The sequence below is a fragment of the Streptomyces sp. NPDC001728 genome, from assembly GCF_040297565.1.
Classification (GTDB): domain Bacteria; phylum Actinomycetota; class Actinomycetes; order Streptomycetales; family Streptomycetaceae; genus Streptomyces.
The window spans coordinates 26,452-44,918 of record NZ_JBEOZK010000009.1; the positions used below are offsets into that span (position 1 = coordinate 26,452).

18 protein-coding genes and 1 other RNA gene are annotated in these 18,467 nt (G+C 70.0%); 8 read left to right on the top strand and 11 right to left on the bottom strand.

Annotated features, from left to right (window positions below; translation table 11 throughout):
• Positions 1-45: 45 nt before the first annotated feature.
• The gene (locus ABT154_RS15630) at positions 46-369 is read right to left on the bottom strand and encodes a nuclear transport factor 2 family protein (protein WP_351857376.1); all 324 of its coding nucleotides are present in this window, start codon (positions 367-369) and stop codon (positions 46-48) included.
• Positions 370-542: 173 nt separating this feature from the next.
• Positions 543-1,607 (bottom strand): excalibur calcium-binding domain-containing protein, encoded by a 1,065-nt coding sequence (locus tag ABT154_RS15635; RefSeq protein ID WP_351857377.1) that lies wholly within the window; start codon positions 1,605-1,607, stop codon positions 543-545.
• 289 nt (positions 1,608-1,896) lie between these two features.
• Between ABT154_RS15635 and ABT154_RS15640 the strand changes: the two genes are divergently transcribed.
• Entirely contained in the window at positions 1,897-2,331 is a 435-nt protein-coding gene (locus ABT154_RS15640; protein WP_351857378.1) for a ricin-type beta-trefoil lectin domain protein, read from the top strand.
• A gap of 26 nt (positions 2,332-2,357) precedes the next feature.
• On the opposite strand, the gene ABT154_RS15645 is transcribed toward ABT154_RS15640, so the two are convergent.
• Complete coding sequence (locus ABT154_RS15645) at positions 2,358-2,819, bottom strand: VOC family protein (protein WP_351857379.1); 462 nt, start codon at positions 2,817-2,819, stop codon at positions 2,358-2,360.
• 206 nt (positions 2,820-3,025) lie between these two features.
• Here ABT154_RS15645 and ABT154_RS15650 point away from each other — a divergent pair, with 206 nt between their 5' ends.
• Positions 3,026-3,553, top strand: a complete 528-nt coding sequence (locus ABT154_RS15650) for a DUF1203 domain-containing protein (protein ID WP_351857380.1) — start codon at positions 3,026-3,028, stop codon at positions 3,551-3,553.
• Positions 3,554-3,787: 234 nt separating this feature from the next.
• Here ABT154_RS15650 and ABT154_RS15655 read toward each other — a convergent pair whose 3' ends face one another.
• The 3 genes from ABT154_RS15655 to ABT154_RS15665 are packed head-to-tail and all read right to left on the bottom strand — an operon-like array spanning position 3,788 to position 5,541.
• Positions 3,788-4,630, bottom strand: a complete 843-nt coding sequence (locus ABT154_RS15655) for a helix-turn-helix domain-containing protein (RefSeq protein ID WP_351857381.1) — start codon at positions 4,628-4,630, stop codon at positions 3,788-3,790.
• 7 nt (positions 4,631-4,637) lie between these two features.
• Positions 4,638-5,162, bottom strand: coding sequence for a DUF6879 family protein (locus tag ABT154_RS15660; RefSeq protein WP_351857382.1), 525 nt, complete (start codon positions 5,160-5,162; stop codon positions 4,638-4,640).
• Entirely contained in the window at positions 5,134-5,541 is a 408-nt protein-coding gene (locus ABT154_RS15665; RefSeq protein ID WP_351857383.1) for a hypothetical protein, read from the bottom strand. Before ABT154_RS15665 ends, ABT154_RS15660 begins: the two co-directional genes overlap by 29 nt.
• 175 nt (positions 5,542-5,716) lie before the next feature.
• On the opposite strand from ABT154_RS15665, the gene ABT154_RS15670 reads away from it, so the two are divergent.
• The 4 genes from ABT154_RS15670 to ABT154_RS15685 all read left to right on the top strand — a co-directional run bounded on the left by ABT154_RS15670 (position 5,717) and on the right by ABT154_RS15685 (position 7,670).
• Positions 5,717-5,965: a hypothetical protein gene (locus tag ABT154_RS15670; protein WP_351857384.1), complete on the top strand. Its 249-nt coding sequence runs from the start codon at positions 5,717-5,719 to the stop codon at positions 5,963-5,965.
• An 83-nt stretch (positions 5,966-6,048) separates the two neighbouring features.
• The gene (locus ABT154_RS15675) at positions 6,049-6,228 is read left to right on the top strand and encodes a hypothetical protein (RefSeq protein WP_351857385.1); all 180 of its coding nucleotides are present in this window, start codon (positions 6,049-6,051) and stop codon (positions 6,226-6,228) included.
• 178 nt (positions 6,229-6,406) lie between these two features.
• Positions 6,407-6,841: a glycine-rich domain-containing protein gene (locus ABT154_RS15680; RefSeq protein WP_351857386.1), complete on the top strand. Its 435-nt coding sequence runs from the start codon at positions 6,407-6,409 to the stop codon at positions 6,839-6,841.
• A gap of 172 nt (positions 6,842-7,013) precedes the next feature.
• Positions 7,014-7,670, top strand: a complete 657-nt coding sequence (locus ABT154_RS15685; RefSeq protein ID WP_351857387.1) for a class I SAM-dependent methyltransferase — start codon at positions 7,014-7,016, stop codon at positions 7,668-7,670.
• A gap of 63 nt (positions 7,671-7,733) precedes the next feature.
• Here ABT154_RS15685 and ABT154_RS15690 read toward each other — a convergent pair whose 3' ends face one another.
• The 4 genes from ABT154_RS15690 to ABT154_RS15705 all read right to left on the bottom strand — a co-directional run bounded on the left by ABT154_RS15690 (position 7,734) and on the right by ABT154_RS15705 (position 15,883).
• Positions 7,734-12,578 (bottom strand): DEAD/DEAH box helicase, encoded by a 4,845-nt coding sequence (locus ABT154_RS15690; RefSeq protein WP_351857388.1) that lies wholly within the window; start codon positions 12,576-12,578, stop codon positions 7,734-7,736.
• Between the two features lie 109 nt (positions 12,579-12,687).
• Entirely contained in the window at positions 12,688-13,200 is a 513-nt protein-coding gene (locus ABT154_RS15695; RefSeq protein WP_351857389.1) for a hypothetical protein, read from the bottom strand.
• 730 nt (positions 13,201-13,930) lie between these two features.
• An RNA gene (gene rnpB / locus ABT154_RS15700) (RNase P RNA component class A) lies at positions 13,931-14,329 on the bottom strand.
• Positions 14,330-14,440: 111 nt separating this feature from the next.
• Complete coding sequence (locus ABT154_RS15705; RefSeq protein ID WP_351857390.1) at positions 14,441-15,883, bottom strand: RNB domain-containing ribonuclease; 1,443 nt, start codon at positions 15,881-15,883, stop codon at positions 14,441-14,443.
• Positions 15,884-16,114: 231 nt separating this feature from the next.
• On the opposite strand from ABT154_RS15705, the gene yaaA reads away from it, so the two are divergent.
• On the top strand, positions 16,115-16,882 hold the full coding sequence (yaaA, locus tag ABT154_RS15710) for a peroxide stress protein YaaA (protein WP_351857391.1): 768 nt from the start codon (positions 16,115-16,117) through the stop codon (positions 16,880-16,882).
• A gap of 75 nt (positions 16,883-16,957) precedes the next feature.
• Positions 16,958-17,626 (top strand): bifunctional 4-hydroxy-2-oxoglutarate aldolase/2-dehydro-3-deoxy-phosphogluconate aldolase, encoded by a 669-nt coding sequence (eda, locus tag ABT154_RS15715; protein WP_351857392.1) that lies wholly within the window; start codon positions 16,958-16,960, stop codon positions 17,624-17,626.
• Here eda and ABT154_RS15720 read toward each other — a convergent pair.
• Positions 17,616-18,461: a GNAT family N-acetyltransferase gene (locus tag ABT154_RS15720; RefSeq protein WP_351857393.1), complete on the bottom strand. Its 846-nt coding sequence runs from the start codon at positions 18,459-18,461 to the stop codon at positions 17,616-17,618. The genes eda and ABT154_RS15720 overlap by 11 nt on opposite strands.
• Positions 18,462-18,467: the final 6 nt, after the last annotated feature.

Sequence of the window (18,467 nt, forward strand, 5' to 3'; positions counted from 1 at the left end):
GGGGCGCGGAGCCACGCCCGGCCTTCGGGCACGAGGTCAGGCAGGTCAGGCCTGGCCGGTCTCGAAGCGGGTGACCTTGCCGCCTTCGACGGCGAACCGCCACGCGGTGCGCATCTCGCCCCAGGTGTCGTTGCGGTAGCGGGCGACGAGCGCGAGCCCGCCGTCCGCCTCGGACTCGACGTCCATGTGCCCGCGCGAGGCGAACACCTCGCGGTCGAGCCACTGCCGCAGATCGCGGTCGGAGCCGTCGTCGGACATGGTCGCGCCGGGACCGAGCGCCTCGAAGAGGGCGGCCTCGTCACCGGCGTTGAGGGCGGCGACGAAGGCGCGCACGGCGGGGTCGCTGAGCTGCTTCACGGGAAGGGTCATGCCCCAACCGGTACACCGCGTGCGGCCCCGCCCCGGGGAACGGGGCCGCACGGATGCCGCCTACTGGCGCAAGGACTCGGCCACCTGGGCCAGCGGCCCGGCCGACTCCCCGCGTCGGCGCGAGGGCCCGCTCGTGGACCGGCTCGCGTGCGCCGAAGGCGCCCGGCGCCCGGTCAGGACCAGTCGCAGGCCTTGCCGTCGTTGTCGCGGTCGAGGCCCGAGCGGTACCCGGGCTCGCCTCGGTAGATCGGGGCCCTGCCGGCGGCGCGGACGGCGTCGCAGTTCTTGTAGTACGCCGAACCGCCGCCGGAGCCTCCCGAACCGCTCCCGCTCCCGCTGCCGCTTCCGGACCCGCTGCCGGTGCCGGTTCCGTGGCGGTCCGGGTCCGGGTCCGGGTTCAGGTGGGCGTATTCCTCGCTCGGGCAGGAGAGACCGGGGCGGGCCAGGGAGAGGCGTACGGTGGTGTACGTGGGACGCTCCACGTCCTCGCCGGCCTCCGGGTCCTGGAAGCAGATCCGCCAGTCCTCGTGACGGGCCGCCAGGTCCACGTCCGTGTACACGGAGGTGCCCCGGAACTCCGTGAAGCCCACCGCGCGCAGCTCCGCCGACCCCTTGGCGAAGGTCTTGCCGACGACGTCCGGCACCTTGGGGAACACCACGGCCGCACCGTCCCGCGCGGGGCAGGGGCTGCTCTTCTCGACCACGGCGAACTCGATCCTGCTCCGCCGCCCCTTCTCGGCCGTCACCGTCTCCCCCGCCGCCGGCTCCTGGAAGCAGACCTTCCAGTTGCCGTCCACGAGCTGCATCTTGTCGTTCTCGGTCGCGTCGTGCGACCGCGTCCGGAACCCGGCCTCGTATGCCGCGCGCGACGCCGTCTCCAGGTTCTGCCCGGAGTAGTCGTCGACGACCCGCCGCACGGTGGGGGTCGGGGTCGGGGTGGGCGGGGTGTACGGCGCGAAGCCCGTCGGGAACTCCCCGGCCGGCTTCGCTTCGGCGACCGCGGGCCTGTCCGCCGGCGGATCACTGGTGCCCACGGCCACGAACCAGACGCCCGACAGCACGGTGGCGAGCACCTTCCGGCCCGGCGCCCACCGGGTCCGCCAGGCGAGCACGATGCCGACCGGCGGCATCAGGAACAGACAGAAGATGACGAACCCGGGCTGCCGCCACCACCGCTCACCGCCGGACCCGCCGGATCCGGCCGAGCCCCCCGGTCGAGCCGGTCCCTCCGGTCCCACCGCCGCCCCGCCGTCCTTGCTCAGCGAAACCCCCGGCGGTTCGCCGGACGAGACCCCGTCACGAGCCCGGTCCCGGTCCCCACCCCGAGCCCCACTCCCATCTCCGTCATGGCCTCCGCCACGACCTCTGCCACCGTCCCGATCCTGCTCCACGACGCGCGGAACCTTCCCCTCCCTGAGGACATCTCAGCGCCACACAGCCTATGACCTGCGTGTTCACCGCCCTCGCGCAGGGCCGTCCGGGCAGGCTCGGGTATCTGCCGCACCCGCACCCACCCAAGGAGGAGCGATGCCGAACGCCGGCAAGATCGTCAAGCTGTACGCGAAGGGCGCCCCGGTCGGGGTCGAGGACGGAGCCCTGGTCGGCTTCCTCGTCGACCCCGCGAGGGCGGCGGAATGGCTGGTCACCCGGGAGGACCAGGGCTTCCGCCTGACCGCGAAGGGCACGGAGGACACCGTCGTCGCGGAGGGCACGGACCGCGCCCCGGCGGCCGTACGCCCCGACGAATCCCCCGCCTCCGTCTGGCGCCTCCAGCGCGTGGACGCGGACGGCGCCACCACGGTCACCTCGCTCGCGGACCTCCGGGACGGGACGTATCTGATCGACCGGAACGGCCTGGCCCTGGGCCGTGATCTGTTCGAGGACCGCTCGCTGCTCCCGAAGCGCGTCTTCGTCCGTACGGACGACCGCGAGCCCTTCTGGAGGATCGAGGTCATCGACTGACCACGGCCCCGGTGGAGCCGCCCGCGTCAGTCGAGGCAGAACTCGTTGCCCTCGGGGTCGGTCATCACGATGGACCCCGCGCTCAGCGGAGGCTCGGGCTCGAACCGCCGCATCCGTGCGGCGCCCAGTGCGACGAGCCGCTCGCACTCGGCCTCCAGGGCCGCCATCCGCTCCTCGCCGGCCAGTCCGGGAGCCGCCCGGACGTCGAGGTGGACCCGGTTCTTGGCGACCTTGTCCTCCGGCACCTGCTGGAAGAAGACGCGCGGACCCTTCCCTTCGGGGTCCTCGATGGCCGACCTCGAATTGCGCTGCTCCTCGGGTACGCCGATCCGCGCGAGGAAGTCGTCCCAGGCGGCCAACGGGTCGGCACCCTCGGGAACTTCGACCCCGGGCGGTCCGGGATGGACGTACCCGAGGGCGTCACGCCAGAAGGAGGACAGGGCGCGCGGGTCGTGGGCGTCGAAGGTGACCTGGAAGTGACGGCTCATCGGGGTGCTCCGTTCGTGGCGGTCGTTGCGGATGAGGGGGCGGAGACCAGAGGCGGACGCCTCCGCCCACGGCCCCACCCTGACACCGAAAGAGGTCAGATCCTGTCCGCCATGGCCGCCGTATCGGCCCTCGCCGCCCCGACCGCCCGGACCGCTCCGTCCGAAATGCGCCAGCGCGGGGCCGGCGGGGACGCGACCCTGGCCGTATGAGCACCGAAACGACGGCCACCGTCCACCCCACCGCCTACACGGCCCGCCCCATCGCTCCCACCACCCTCGCCCAGCTGCGGGTCACCGACGACGCCGGGCGGGCGTGTGCGCCGTACGACGACCCCGAGGGCGGGGCGCCACTGCGCTGCTGCCTGCGCCTCTCGGCCCCCGGCGAGCGGATCGCGCTCGTCTCGTACGCGCCGCTGCGGCGCTGGGCGGCCGAGACGGGGGCGGAGCCGGGCGCCTACGACGAGCAGGGCCCGGTCTTCGTCCACGCCGAGGAGTGCGGCGGCCCGGCCCCCTCGGAGACGTACCCCTTCGCCCGCGCGGGCGCACTGCGCACCCTCCGCCGCTACGACGCGGCGGGCCGGATCGTCGGAGGCCGCCTCCTGGAAATCCCGGAAGCCACCGCGCAGGGCTTCGACGAAGCCCTCACGGAAGCCTTCACCGACCCGAAGGTCTCCCTGGTCCACATCCGCGCCGTCGAATACGGCTGCTTCCACTTCGAGGTCCACCGCCCCTGACACACGCACCCCGAGGCCACGACGAGAAAGAGCCCCGCCGCACTCCCGTTTCCGGGTGCGGCGGGGCTCCTCCCCCGTGGGCCGACAGACGAGTCGGGCTGTACGCCGGGGACAGTCACCGCAACGCTATGACCTGCACGAACAGGCGGAGTGGGCACTTCCATGGCTACTTTCATGGCTACGCAAGGTGAGGAGGCAGAAGCCACAGCCTGAGCGGGGCCCTTCGGGCCGCCGTCAGCCGTCCAGCCGCGCAAGAGCCTGGGCGATCAGCGCTCTCGCGGGCTGCCCGTACACGGCGGACCGCTTCAGCAGGTCGAACGCCTTGGCGTAGAGCGCGATCTCGCGAGGCTGCGTGACGGAGAACTCCGCCGAGTAGGTCTCCACGAGAACGAGCTTGCTGTCGAACATGGAGAAGGAGTTGCCCGGCCAGATGTGCATCGGCGCTCGTGCCGGGATGAGCCCGAGGCTCATGCGGGGAAGGGACATGACGGCGAGGAGGCGGTCGAGCTGGCCTCGCATCACGTCCGGTCCGCCGAAGTTGGTGTAGAGAGCCTGCTCGGCGAGGAGGACGTTGAAGATCCGGTCGCCCCTGTAGAGGTACTGCTGACGTTCCATCCGCTTGGCCACGGCGGCGTCGACGTCGTCGGGGATCTCGTAGTAGTCGACGACCTGACGGAAGGTCTCGGCGGCGTACTCGGCCGTCTGGAGAGTGCCCCAGACCACGGTGGGATGCCAGATGCGGAAGACCTTGGTCCTCGCGTAGACCGGGAGTGCCTTGCGCTGCCGGGGCTCCGCCCCGGACTGGAGCTGACGGCGCCACTCCAGCCACAGTTCCTCAATGTGCCGGACGGTGGCGATCAGGTCGCCGGCCTGGTCCTGGGTGTGGGTCAGCTCGCACCAGACGCGGATGTCGTCCTCGCTGGCGTTCTGCCGCCCGTTCTCGATCCGGGAGACCTTCGACTCCTGCCACCCGGTCGCGGCGGCGAATGCCCGACCGCTTGAGTAGCCCGCGTCCTTGCGGAATCCTCGCAGCCGGGCACCCAACGCTTCTCGCTGTGCCTGTGCTTCAGTGCTCACTGATGGATCAGGGCTTGTACTCGGGGTGAGGGACGGCGAGGGACCAGAGCCGGTCCCGTACGCGGACGCACTCCGCCACGGTCTCGGGGGCCGTGACCAGCTCCGAGCCCAGGACCCGGCCCTCTGCGTCGAAGTGCCCCACGGCGAGGAGCCGGTCGTCGAAGAGCCACCAGTCGTTGCCCGCCACGGGGAAGGTGATGCCTTCGGGCAGCCGGTGCCGAGGCAGCCATCGGATATCCTCGCCGGCCTCCGTGTTGAGGCGCGTCAGGGAGTGTTCCCACCCGACGTACGGGGAGTGCGGCTCCGTGACGACGCGGACGCGGCGCACGGACTTGCCCTCCCCCGAGACACGCTTCATGAGCGTCATCCACGGATCCAACCACGCGTAGTCGTCGGACTCTCCCCGCTGCCAGCGGGCATACGGCGTGTCCTCGATGGGGGAGCCGTAGTCGTCCCTCAGCTCCAGATGGAACGCGTCACGCACGAAGCTGCCGAACAGCTCGTCACGCTGGGCGCTGGTGATCAGCTCCACTGCTCTCCTCCAGTAGGGCCGTGATCGAGGATTTGGGGACCTCGACGCAGGTCTCGTAGTCGGGCATCCGCATCTGGCTCAGGGCCTCGGGGTCGTGCATCTGCGGCCCCTGAACGAGGCATGTTCCCTGTTCCGTCACCAGCATGATCGGGGGCTCGTAGTTCTTGATCTCGCCGGCCGGCAGACCGTCCTTGGTCAGGTGCTCGAACAGCTCGGTCGGGACCTCGACGACCGTGTGGCCGTCCGGCACGTCGAGCCGCATGAGCAGATCAGCCGCGAGGACCTTCCAGCCCTGCACGACGTAACTGTCCTGGTCGCTGGCGTACAGGGTGGGGCTGTCTCCCGGGGTGGAGTTCTTCCCAAGGAACCGTAGCTTCATGGTGGTTCTCCCGTCCGCATCCTTGCTCAGGTTTGCGCGATGTCCTCGATGGTCGGCGAGTCGTTCGAGCCCGTCAACTGTGTTGCCGCAAACTCGCGCAATCTTCTTGGGAGTTGGCGGGAGTCCGCCCTAACGTCGTTCGTGAAGCCACGCCACGTGACGCCGAGGGGAAGCAATGGATGTAGTGGTCAGAACCCCGCAGGACTCCACCCGGACCATCGCCTTGAACGCCGTACCCGAAGTGCGGCAGGCACTTCAGATCATGCGGCTCCCCGGCGACGTGTTCCCGGGCGAGATCGTCCAGGGGCACGGCACCGTCCACATCGCCCTGCGGTCGAGCGAGGCGTACGACCTTGCCCGATGGGTGCGCGACCACTGCACGCAGGAGGAAATCCACACCTACGCGAGCGGCGACGACTCGTGACGGAGACAGGCCAGAGGGTTCCTCCGGGGCCGCTCGGCACAGTGGGCGAACTCCGCCACCCGTCCCAGTTGAGGATCGGCGACATGGTCCCCTTCGACGGCGTGTACTACGCCATCGAGGACATGTGCACGGCCAGGGCCGGCGCGAAGGTGCTGCGCTTCAAGGACCGCGAGCCGTACACCGTGGACACGCCTGTCCTCGCGTACCGGCAGCTCGACTTCACCTCGATGGCGGGTGCCGTCCGGTACCGGCTCAGCGGCTGAGCGAGCCGCCCCACGACACCCCGCCTCGGCAGTCGACATCCGCCCCACGGCCCAGCGGCCGGAGGGTCCTGCCAAGGCGGGAGCAAGTCCCCTCCCCGTTCGTCGTCTGCTCCGACGAAACCGCATCCGACGGACGGGGAGGGTCCCGCAAGATCCGTTCGAACTGGAGGTGCCCCGTATGGGTACGGCAGTAGCGGTACGCGATCCGAAGGAACTGCTGGGCGAGGAGATCTGGGACCGGGAGATCAAGCTCCTGACCCGCGACTACCTCATGGACAGCGTGATGGCGGGCCGGCTCCTCGGCCAGGCCGTCGCGTACCTGATCACCGCCATGGAGGCCATGGGCGAGGGTCTGGAACTCGGCTGCGGCGAACTCGTCGACGTGGCCGTGCACACGCTCATCCTCGACACGGCGAACTACGCCGCGTTCTGCGAGAAGTACAACAACGGGCAGTTCCTCCACCACATCCCCGAGATCGACCGCAAGGCCGACGGCACCGTCATGCGGACCGCGGCCGTCGTCGAGCAGCACGGGTTCGAGGTGGACTGGCCGCTGTGGGAGCGCGACTCGTCGAAGTGCTCCCCCTGCGCCCAGGGCACGAGCTGCCACTGACCGGCGGGGACACGAAGCCGGGGTCGTCCTTCGGGGCGGCCCCGGCCGTCACGTTCGGGGGGAAGAACCGGCATCACCGACCCGATCGGAGAGCCGGGCGAGTAACGTGCGGTGTCGTCGGAGCCGGACGGTACGGATGCTCAACACCCACTCCAACGAGGAACATCGCCACATGAGCGTTGAGAACTACTGGGATCGCTACGCGACCGAAGCCGTGACGAAGATCGGCTCGGTGCGGGACTCCATCGACAAGGGGTTCTGCTGGACGCAGTACGACTACCACGGCCCCGCCGAAGAACTGCTCTGCCAGCCCGAGAGCGCTCTGGAACTGGGCTGCGGCAGCGGAAACGAGGTCGCCTACCTCGCCCGCAAGGGCATCGCCGCCACGGGCATCGACCTCTCCCCCGTCCAGATCCGGTACGCCGAGGAACGCTGGAGCGACATCGAGGGAGCCCGCTTCCACCTCCGCGAGGCCGTCGACTTCCTGACCACCACCGAAGAGACGTACGACGCCGTCTACTCGGTCTGGGGCGCCTTCTGGTTCACCGACCCCCGCCGCCTCCTGCCCGCCATCCGCGAGCGCCTCAACCCCGGCGGCGTCCTGGTCTTCTCCCAGGCACCGGCCGTCGACGGCTGCTACGGCGCCCAGGGCATGTACGGCAACGGCTTCACGGGCAAGGTCCTGCCGGTCCAACGGTGGGCCTACTCCGAGGAGATGTGGCACGGCATCCTGATGAACTACGGCTTCCTGGAAACCGAAGCACGTGTGCTGGAAGCCCCCGACCCTGAGAACCTGGGCACGCTGATCGTCCAGGCCCGGGTGCGGTAGCCGGCGCGGCATCCCCCTGTCGGCCACCCGTTGCGAGTGGCCGACAGGGGATCCGATCTTCCTCTACTCCAGGATGTCCAGCGGGGGAAGCCCGTCCACAATCTTCACCGTCTCCAGGCTGACGGTCACGATCCGCAGGAGCAGGTCCACGATGTAACGCGGGTCGTCCGACCAGTCGTTGGGGTCGTTGACGATGCCGCTAGCCTTGTCGACCTTGACCTGATACCGGTCGATGATCCACTCGATCGCAGAACGCGCGCCGAGCTGGTAGCGGTACGCCTCCTCCGGGATGTTGGAGAGCGTGACCCGGCTGTTGTAGACGATCGTGGACTTGTCCACCTCGTTCTGCTTCTTGAGCATCTTCATCTTCGTCACCCGGAACAGCTCCGAGGGCGCGGTGTCCGCGCTCCCGCTGATCTGTTCCACGATCCCGCCGTACGGCGCCACGGTCTCGTAGCCCACGTGCAGCTCGGCGAGCTTCCGGCCGGCTTCGGCGAAGCCACGGAAGTCGCGCACCTTGGGGATGCGGGGGAGCGACTTCTTCAGGTCTGCCCCGAAGGCGTCCTTGTATTCCTGGGAGTGGAGCAGACCGTAGGTGTAGTAGAAGATGTCGTCCTTGGTGACGGTGTCGTCGGCGTACGTCGTGCGGTAGTCGCGGAGGGCCGCGTCGGTGATGTTGTCGACCCGCTCGTAGCCGGTGTCATCGCCTTCGGCAGAAGCGAAAAGGTCGTCTCCGGCGCTCCGCTCGCGGTAGGTGTGGCGCGCGAAGAAGTATCCGCCCTTGCCGAAAACGTCCAGACAGGGGGGAAGGTCTGTGGCCAGAACCGCGAACTCTGCGGTGGCGTGGAACCCGTTGACGTAGAAGCCGAGGTTCTCGTGCTCCGGTGTCGGAAATAGTTGAGGCAGCTTGCCGGGGCGGTGATTCAGGTCTCGGTCGAAGTAGACAGCTTGACGGCTGAAGGGCCGGTACGTGCCTGTGACCACACGGTCTGCGTCGTACTCGATCTTCTTCCCCTGCGCCAGCTTCATGATGAGGCTGGAAGACCAGCTGATCCGGCGAGGGTCTCGGTCAATGAAGTCCTCTGCCTGCTTGACCAGAGGGCCCGCTGCGGTAGACCCGCGTTGCTGGAAGTCCTTCATCTGACCGTCATATACGTCGATCATGCTGCGCATGTTCTCGTGCACGCGCTCAGCCGAGTAGTTGTAGACCCAGGCATCACGGTTGGTCTGGAGCCCTGGCGAGTACGCATCGAAGAGCCCCGCGTTCTGGCCCTTCGCAGTCTTGTCACCGAGTGGCCGGAACGTCGCGAACCGTTCGTCGCGCTGGTTGATCCAGTCGCCCTCGGGACTCGGAGGGATCTGCCGCCATTCCACGGTGTCGAGGTCTTGGCCAGCCACGATGCGGAGCTTGTCCTCGCGGCTGAGGTAGTCACCGATGTCTCGGTAGTACAGCTGGCAGCCTTCGCCCGTCCCCGCCGCAGTTCCGCCCTTGACGAGGATCAGGACGGCAACTGTGCTGCGGCTTCCTGAGCCGAAGACCTTGCCTCCCTCCCTGCGGGCCAGCTCGCCGGCCGTGCGCTGGTTGCCTCGCAGGTTGTAGCAGTAGATCGCGTCGAACTCGTCCACCAGGGACAAGCGCAGGCCATCGGCGGTGTTGCCGTCGATGTAGCCGCCGTTAGAAACGTAGGCGACGATGCCCTCGTCCTTGATTCGGTCCGAGGCCCAGCGGATGGCCCGGATGTAGGAGTCGTACAGCGAGTTCTTGTTGGTCGCCGTGGAGCGGGCGGCGTAGGTGGTCTGGATGCGACGGTCCAGGGCCTCGTACTTGAGGTTCTGGTTGTCGTCGTTCTGGCTGTCCTGACCCACCGAGTACGGCGGGTTGCCGATGATGACCCGGATGTCCTGCGCCTGCTGCTTGCGAACACGCTCGTTGTTGCCCTCCAGGGCCCCGAAGAGGCGGTCCGCGTGACCCTCGGCGAGCTGGAAGGTATCGGTCAGGACGATGCCCTCGAAGGGCGTGTACTCCTCCGATCCGCGCATGTCCTCGAAGGCGGCTTCGATGTTGACCGCAGCAATGTAGTAGGCGAGCAGCACGATCTCGTTGGCGTGGAGTTCGCTGACGTACTTGCGCAGCAGGTCATCCGGCTTGATGAGGCCGGACTGCAACAGGCGGACGATAAACGTGCCGGTGCCGGTGAAGGGATCGAGGACGTGGACGCCCTCGTCCGACAGGGAGGTGCCGAAGTGCTTGGCGAGGGCCTGGTCGGTGGAGCGCAGGATGAAGTCGACGACCTCGACCGGGGTGTAGACGATGCCCAGCGCATCGGCGGTCTTGGGCAGGGCGGTCTTGAAGAACTTGTCGTACAGCTCGATGATGACGCGCTGGCGACCCTCGTGGTTGTCGATCCCCTCGGCCCGTACGCGTACGGAGTCATAGAAGCCCTGGAGGGTCTTGGCCTCGTCGTCGAGGCTCTGGTCCTCCAAAACGTCGAGCATGCGCTGCATGGCCTGGGAGACCGGGTTGCGTTCGGCGAACGCGTAGCCCTTGAAGAGCGCGTCGAAGACGGGCTTGGTGACGATGTGCTGGGCGAGCATGTCGATGGCGTCGGTCTCGGTGACGCCCGGGTTTATGCTCGCGCGCAGCTCGCCGAGGAACGTGGCGAAGGCGGCCTGCTTGTCCGGAAGGGCGAGGGCGGCCTGGATGCGGGCCTTGTGGCGCTCGGCGATCTGGGCGATGTCCTTGGCCCAGTCCTCCCAGTACTGGCGCTGCCCGACCTTCTTGACGATCTGTGCGTAGATCGCGTCGCGCCAGTCCTCCAGGTGGAGCATGCCCTGGACGTAGCGGGCGGCGCTGGCCTCTCCCTGGTTCGCGGTGCCGTCGCCTTCGCCGTTGAGGGACTCTCGGTCGCCGGTGGCGTCGGCAACCATGATGTTGTCTGGGCGGCGGTTGTTCAGGTCGAGCTGGTTGACGGTGGCGTTGAAGCGGTCGTCGTGGGCGCGGAGGGCCTGGAGGACCTGCCAGACGGTGCGGAAGCGCTGGTTGTCCGCGAGCGCCTTCTCCGGCGGCGTTCCGGCCGGCACGACGACGGGCAGGATGATGTAGCCGTACTTCTTGTCGTCGGCCAGGCGCATGACCCGGCCGACGGACTGGACGACATCCACGACGGAGTTCCGGGGGTGGAGGAAGAGGACGGCGTCCAGGTCGGGCACGTCCACGCCCTCGGAAAGGCAGCGGGCGTTGGAGAGGATGCGGGCCTTGCCCGGGCCGGGGTCCTGCTTGAGCCAGTCGAGAAGGTCGTTGCGGCGCAGGGCGTTGAAGGTGCCGTCGACGTGGTCGACGTCGCAGTCGAGGATCTCCTCGTCGGCGCCGTCGTACGCCTGGACGACCTCCCTGAACCGCTTGGCGAGCTCTTTGGACTCGTTGATGTTGCGAGCGAAGGCCACGGCGCGCTTCATCGGCGCCTCGCCGGGTTCGAAGCCGGTGCCGTCCGCGAGCTTGCCGGTGCGCTTGGCCAGTCCGTTCCAGCAGCCGACGATCTTCGCCGCGTCGTCCAGGGACAGCTCGTTGTTCGCGTCGGCGAGCTGCTGTTGCAGGGACTCGGCGATCTGTCCCTCGTCGATGGTGAGGATGAGGACCTTGTAGTCGGTCAGCAGGCCCTGTTCGACGGCCTTGCCGAAGCCGAGGCGGTGGAACTCCGGTCCGTAGAGGCTCTCGTCGTCCATGGAACACAAGACGGTCTCGGAGTTCTTGGCGTCGGCCTTGACGTCCTCGCTGAAGAGGCGGGGGGTCGCCGTCATGTACAGGCGACGATCAGCCCGGATGTAGCCGTTGTCGTGGACCTTGACGAAGTTCGACTCGTCGCCCGGGGTGAGGGTGGCACCGGTGGTGCGGTGCGCCTCGTCGCACAGGATGAGGTCGAACTCCGGCAGTCCAGCCTTCTGCGCCTGAGCGATGGTGTCGATGGACTGGTAGGTCGAGAAGACGACCGTCAGTCCCGGGCCGGCCTCCACACTCGCCACCTGCTCGATGAGCTTGGTGGCACTGGTGGTGGCGGGCAGCGCCAGGTCGTGCGTCGACATGTCGGTGTTGTCTTCGTCGTTCTTCTTCGTCTGCTTGCCGACCTTGATGTCGGAGCAGATTGCGAAGCGTCGCATCGGCGTCTCGGTCTCGTACGACCACTCCCGCAGGGTCTGCGAGAGGAGCGCGATGGACGGCACGAGGAACAGCACGTTGGTGTGCTCACCCTCGCCGCGCTCCGCGCGCTCCTGCTGGAGCCGCTCGACGATCTTCAAACCGGTGAAGGTCTTACCGGTGCCGCAGGCCATGATGAGCTTGCCGCGCTGGTGCGCGGCGAAGCCCTCGAAGACCGCGTTGATGGCCTCGTCCTGGTGCGGGCGCGGCGTCTTCTTCTTCCGGAGGCTGAGTTCGATAGCCCGCTCGGCGACTGTGGGAAGGTGCCAGTCGACCGGGCTGGCCTCGATGTCGGCGAGGCCGAGCCGGGTGACGGGGATCTGTTGGTCGTCCAGCGCGGATTCGGCGTTTTGGCCCCACTTGTCCGTCGTCGAGATGATCATGCGACGGGTGAAACCACCCTTGCCGGAGGCCGTGAAGAAGGAGTCGAGGTCGGCCTTCTGGACGGTGTGCTCCGGCTCGTAGAACTTGCACTGGATGGCGCAGAAGCCGCCCGTCTCCCGGTCCTGGGCCACCAGGTCGATGCCGACGTCCCGCTTGTCGTGCTCCGCGCCTGGCCAGTCGCCGTACATCCACACCTGGGTGAACTGCTCACGCCAATCCGGGTCGGCTCCCAGGTACTGGACCATGAGTTCCTCGAAGCGCGTGCCGCGGTCACGGTTCGTGGCCGACTCGTCGCGGATCTTCCTGAGAACGTCATGTACCGAAGTGGCCACTGCTCGTCGCTTCCCTCACAGCCGGAGACGCGCGGAGACGCGCGTCGAGGAGATCACACCAAGTTCACGGAAACCCTACTTGCACCCACCGACACGGGAGGGGCACTCGTCACGATCGCGCGCCCCTCCCCGCACCCGCGCCCCGATCTCGCGGAGGCATGTTCGCCAACGGGGCGCTCCACCTCTGGAACGGGTTGATCGCCTCGACCAGCCTGCCGAGCGCGTCCCCGTAGCTATAACCGTCGTCGCTCGCCTCGACGCCGCGCGGATTGCTTGCGGGCGTGGAACCCGGCTGCACGGGACGTTCGCGTGCGTCCTTGCCAGAGCCTTCGTCGTGGTTGGCGGGCTCGTCGCGCCCCTTGCCCTTGTCGGAGCCGCTCACAAAGGACGGCGCCGGCGTGGGCCCCACGACCGCGACCACATCGAGGGTCTCCAGTGCGTCCAGAACGGCTTCGTCCATCACGTCGGTCCGACTTGCCCCAGGGCGGCGCCGTTCGTCCTCGACGGCGCCGTAGAGCGTAGAGCGGAGCGAGGCGGGCAGTGCGCCGGTGTCGATGATCTCGGCGGCCTGGGCTCTGGTGAGCCCGGCGTCATCGAGGACCTTGATGCCCTGGGCCCGCACGGCGCCTCCGAGCTTGATGCCGGCCGCCTCGCGCGGGCCCGAGATCGCTCGCAGGAGGTCGGCGGCGTTCTCGACGGCGCTCGAAGCGCTCGCGGGCGCCGCGACCGCTCGCCTCGGCCTCGACGAAGTGCCGCTGATAGGTCATCCGGCTCGCGGACGTGAGCAGGCCGAGGCTCACGAAGGTGAGGCCACAGGCGGTCGCGATGACCGCAGGGCGCCCCTTACGGGCCTTGCGGGCAGGACGCCGGTTCTCGTCGGCGTCAGTAGTACGTGGTGCACCCACGACGATCCCCCTTGGGCTCGTGCTCGTTCTCTTACGTCCGGACGGCAGCCCATCAATCGAACAAGAGTCGAACAAAATGCGTACGTCCGCGAATCCAACCATGGAACACGCGTTCGAACTGCTCATCGAACGCCGATCCCGACCTTCAGCCCCGTGAGGTTGACCACGCGCCATCCACGAGGGGACGTCGGGTCGCCCCCGAGACGTGCACGGATACGCAAAGGGCCCTGCCGCAGGGGCAGGACTCTTCCGCGTGACTGGACGGGCAGACGGGGCCTTGGGAGCGCACGGGAGACGACCGAAGCGCCGCCACACGATCGCCACACAGCACCCGAGAACACCGAGGAATAGTCACAAAGAGTGAGCAGCCCCCTCGTCCGCCCGAAACGCGAAAGGGCCCCTGACCAGGCAAAATGCCTGGCCAGAGACCCTTCTCCGGCTTACCGACAGACGAGTCGGGCTGTACGCCGGGTTCTGTGCCCCGGGACCTCGCGGTCGTCGGGGCGACGGCCATCCATCTAGGACCGGCGTTGCCGCCGGCCTCCTGCGGTCTACCCGCGGACTCGGGCGAGCAGCCCTCGAACATCCGCGCAGGGACACCGGGGTGTCCCCTCTTGACCTTGCTCCGAGTGGGGTTTACCTAGCCGCCTGAGTCACCTCAGGCGCTGGTGGTCTCTTACACCACCGTTTCACCCTTACCGGGGACCGAAGTCCCCGGCGGTCTGTTTTCTGTGGCACTGTCCCGCGGGTCACCCCGGGTGGCCGTTAGCCACCACCCTGCTCTGTGGAGCCCGGACGTTCCTCGGGAAGATCCGAGGATCTCCACGCGGCCGTCCGCCCGGCTCGTCTGCCGTGCCGACCATGCTACCCGCCGGGGGCCACGCGCTTGACCCTGCCGCGGCGTCGGGGATTCCGCCGGCCCCGCCGTCGGCGACCCGCTCGCCCCGCCCAAGGCCCTCACGCGGGCGCGAACAGCGCCTTCGCCGTCCCCGGGTCCGCCTCCGCCAGCCTGACCCGCAGCCACTCGCCCAGCGGCAGCCGGGTCGTACCTCCCTCGATGCGGGCGACGACCGCCGGGTCGTCCAGGTGGACGGTGCCGACCGCCGGTTCGCGTTCCTTCACGTCGATGACGTACGCGTCGAAGACCTCGCCGACCCGTTCCCGCAGCAGGGCCGCCTCGACGATGTCGACGCTCTCCCGCTCCACCGTGTTGGCGCGGCGCGAACCGGCGGCCATCTCGACGGGGAGGGCGGGCAGGGCTGCCCGTACCCACTCGGGCGGTTCGTCGCCCGCGACCGCCGCCACGCACAGCTCGCCCGCGTACCGGTCGACGAGGCGGCGCAGGGGCGCGGTGCAGTGGGTGTACTCGTCGGCGACGGCCGCGTGCATCGCGGGGGTGGGGATGTGGCCGTCGGTGAAGACCGTGTACCCGGCGCCGCGCAGGAGGGACGTGCACTCCTGGAGGAACGCCGCCTGGCGCGGGTCGGTGGGGTCGGCGGCGCGGACGACGTCGGCGTACGAGACGTGGTGCGGCCAGTCGACACCGAGGGCCTGCGCGGAGCGGCGCAGCCGCGCGACGGCGCCGTCCGGGGCGGTGGGGAGGGTGCGCAGGATGCCGGTGCCCGCCGCGGTCATGAGGTCGGCGGCGGCCATGCCGGTGAGCAGGGAGATCTGGGCGTTCCAGCCGTCGGCGGGGAGCGGTGCGCGGTAGGCGAGGGAGTAGGCGTGGTCCTGCTCGACGATCTCCTGTTCGGGGACGTTGAGGGAGATCCCGCCGCGTTCCGCTTCGAGGGTCTCGCGGAGGCGGCCGATCTCGCGGAGCAGGGCCACCGGCTCCTCCGCCGTACCCGTGTCGATCCGCCGCTGCACGTCCGCGTAGTCGAGTTTGGCGCGGCTGCGGACGAGGGCGCGGCGGACGTCGGTGGCGACGCGGCGGCCCTCGGCGTCCAGGTCGATCCGCCACAGGAGGGCGGGGCGGGGCTCGCCGGGGAGGAGGCTGGCGGCGCCCTCGGAGAGTACGGCGGGGTGCAGGGGGACCTTGCCGTCGGGGAAGTAGAGGGTGAGCACGCGCCGGTGGGCCTCGGTGTCCAGGGCGGAGCCGGGGGTGACGAAGGCGGCGACGTCGGCGATGGCGTAGTGGACGCGGTAGCCGCCGTCGGCCCGGCGGGCCAGGTGCATGGCCTGGTCGAGGTCGGTGGAGGTGGGCGGGTCCACGGTGAAGAAGGGCAGGTCCGTGGCGTCGTACGAGGGGAGCCGGGGGTTCTTGGCCACGGTCTCGGCCTCGGCGAGGACGGCCGGCGGGAAGTCCTCGGGGACGCCGAGCTCGGTACGGAGTGCGCGCAGGGCGGCCCGCAGCGGAGCCTCGGCTGCGCCGGTCACGTGAATGTGGCGGCGGGGCATGGACCGAGCGTATGGGGAGGGGAGGGGTGCGGCATTTCGTACGGGGGCGGAGCGGGGAAACGGGGGTGGGGCTGGGATCGGGGACGGGGGTGCGCTCGGGCGGAGGGCCGTTGGGCCCGGCTCGGCCTCCCTGCCGGGCCTGCCCCTCCGCTCGTACGGGACCCGCCCCGTACCTCGTACGCTGGGCCCTCGGGGCCGCACCCCCTCCCGTACCGACGAAGGAGAACCACCGTGCTCGTGCTGTTGCCGCCCTCCGAGGGCAAGGCCTCCTCGGGGCGCGGGGCGCCGCTCAAGCCGGAGTCGCTGTCCCTGCCGGGGCTCGCCGAGGCGCGGGCGGCCGTCGTGGACGAGCTGGTCGAGCTGTGCGCGGCCGACGAGGAGAAGGCGCGCGAGGTGCTCGGGCTGAGCGAGGGCCTGCGCGGCGAGGTCGCGAAGAACGTGGAGCTGCGGACGGCGGGCGCGCGGCCCGCCGGGGAGATCTACACGGGCGTGCTCTACGACGCGCTGGGTCTGGCGACCCTGGACGCGGCGGCGAAGCGGCGGGCCGGGCGGTCCCTGCTGGTGTTCTCGGGGCTCTGGGGCGCGGTCCGGGTGACCGACCGGATTCCCTCGTACCGCTGCTCGATGGGGGTCAGGCTGCCGGGGCTCGGCGCGCTCGGCGGGCACTGGCGGAGCGCGATGGCCTCCGTGCTTCCCGAGGCCGCCGGTGACGGGCTGGTCCTTGACCTGCGCTCGTCGGCGTACGCGTCGGCGTGGAAGCCGAAGGGCGCGGTGGCGGCGCGGACGGCGACGGTACGGGTGCTGCACGCGCCGACCCGGAAGGTCGTCAGCCACTTCAACAAGGCGACGAAGGGGCGGATCGTCCGGAGTCTGCTGGAGACCGGTGCGGTGCCGGGTTCGCCGGAGGAGCTGGTGGTGGCGCTGCGGGACCTGGGGTACGTGGTGGAGGAGAGCGGGAAGTTGGGGGCGCTCGACGTGCTGGTGGACGAGATCCACTAGGGAACCCCGGGGTCGTGTTGCACCCTGCGCAACGCTCGTTGCGTGGGGCGTTCCTTCGTGGGCAGGATGAGGCCCATGCCGACGAGCGTGTTCGACCTTGCCCCCGGAACCCCCGTCGTCCCGGTCGTGGTGATCGAGGACGCCGCCGACGCCGTACCCCTCGCCCGCGCCCTGGTCGCCGGCGGGCTGCCGCTCGTCGAGGTCACCCTGCGCACGCCGGCCGCGCTCGACGCCGTCCGGGCGATCGGCGCCGAGGTGCCGGAGGCGGTCGTCGGCGTGGGGACGGTCGTCTCGGCCGCCGGGGTCGCCGACGCGGTCGGCGCGGGGGCCCGGTTCCTGGTCAGCCCCGGCTGGACCGGGCGGCTGCTCGGCGCGATGCGGGAGTCGGGCGTGCCGTTCCTGCCGGGCGTCTCGACGGCCTCGGAGGTCGTGGCCCTGCTCGAACAGGGCGTGGAGTCGATGAAGTTCTTCCCGGCCGAGGCGGCGGGCGGCGTCCCGTACCTCACCTCCCTCGCGGGGCCGCTCCCCCGGGCCCGCTTCTGCCCGACCGGCGGCGTCTCCCGCGCTTCCGCCCCCGGCTATCTGTCCCTGCCGAACGTCGGCTGTGTCGGCGGTACGTGGATGCTGCCGCCCGACGCCCTCGCCGCCCGCGACTGGGCGCGGGTGGAGGCACTGGCGCGGGAGGCGGCGGGGTTGCGGGGGCCGGGGAGCCACGGCGGCCCCGGGGGGCCCGTCAGCGGGTGAGACCTGTGAGCCGCGCGTCCAGGTGGTCGGTCACCGGGCGGTAGCCGAGGCGGCGGTAGAGGGCGTTGCTGGTGGGGTTGGCGAGGTCCGTGAAGAGCAGTACGTGGGCGGCGCCCGCGCCTTGGGCGAGGTGGCTGACCGCCGTGGTGATGCCCGCCGCGTATCCCCGTCCGCGGTCGGCGGAGGGCGTGTAGACGAGGTGGACGCGGGCCTGGCCCTCGATCGTGCGGGAGGTGCTCGCCATCGACACCGGGCGGCCGTCGGGGGTCTCCCAGAGGAGCAGGCGGCCCTCGGAGATCCGGTCCGTGACCGGCGCGGTGAAGTCCCTGGCGTCGGCGTCCTCCCCGACGTCCCGGGCGAACTCCCGGGCCCAGGCGGCGGCCAGCGGGATGTCGGCCGGACCGGCCACCCGCGCGCGTCCGGCGGGCGCGGGGTCGGGCGGGGTGAGCGTACCGAGCCGGAAGAGCCGCAGCCGGACGGCGGGCCGCCAGCCCCCACCGAGCGCTTCGGCGAACGCCGCCGCGCACGCTTCGGCGGGACCGGTCTCGCCCCGCACGGCGGTCGGAGCGTCTCCTGCCGGGAAGAGGCGGGGGCCGGTGGTCGCCGCCAGAGCCCGTACCGCCTCCGTCGTCACCGTGCCGAGGACGACCACGCGGGGCGCCGTGACCGCGAGGACGCCCGTGACCCTGCCGTCCTCGGGTTCGGTCCACCAGCCGAGGCGGTCCGCCGCGGCCATGAGGGTGAGGACTCCGGTGTTACGAGCCGGCTCGGCGGCCAGCAGGGGCGCCGCGGACGCCCGGAACGCATCAGGGTCTTCGGTGAAGTGCCACGTCATGGACGT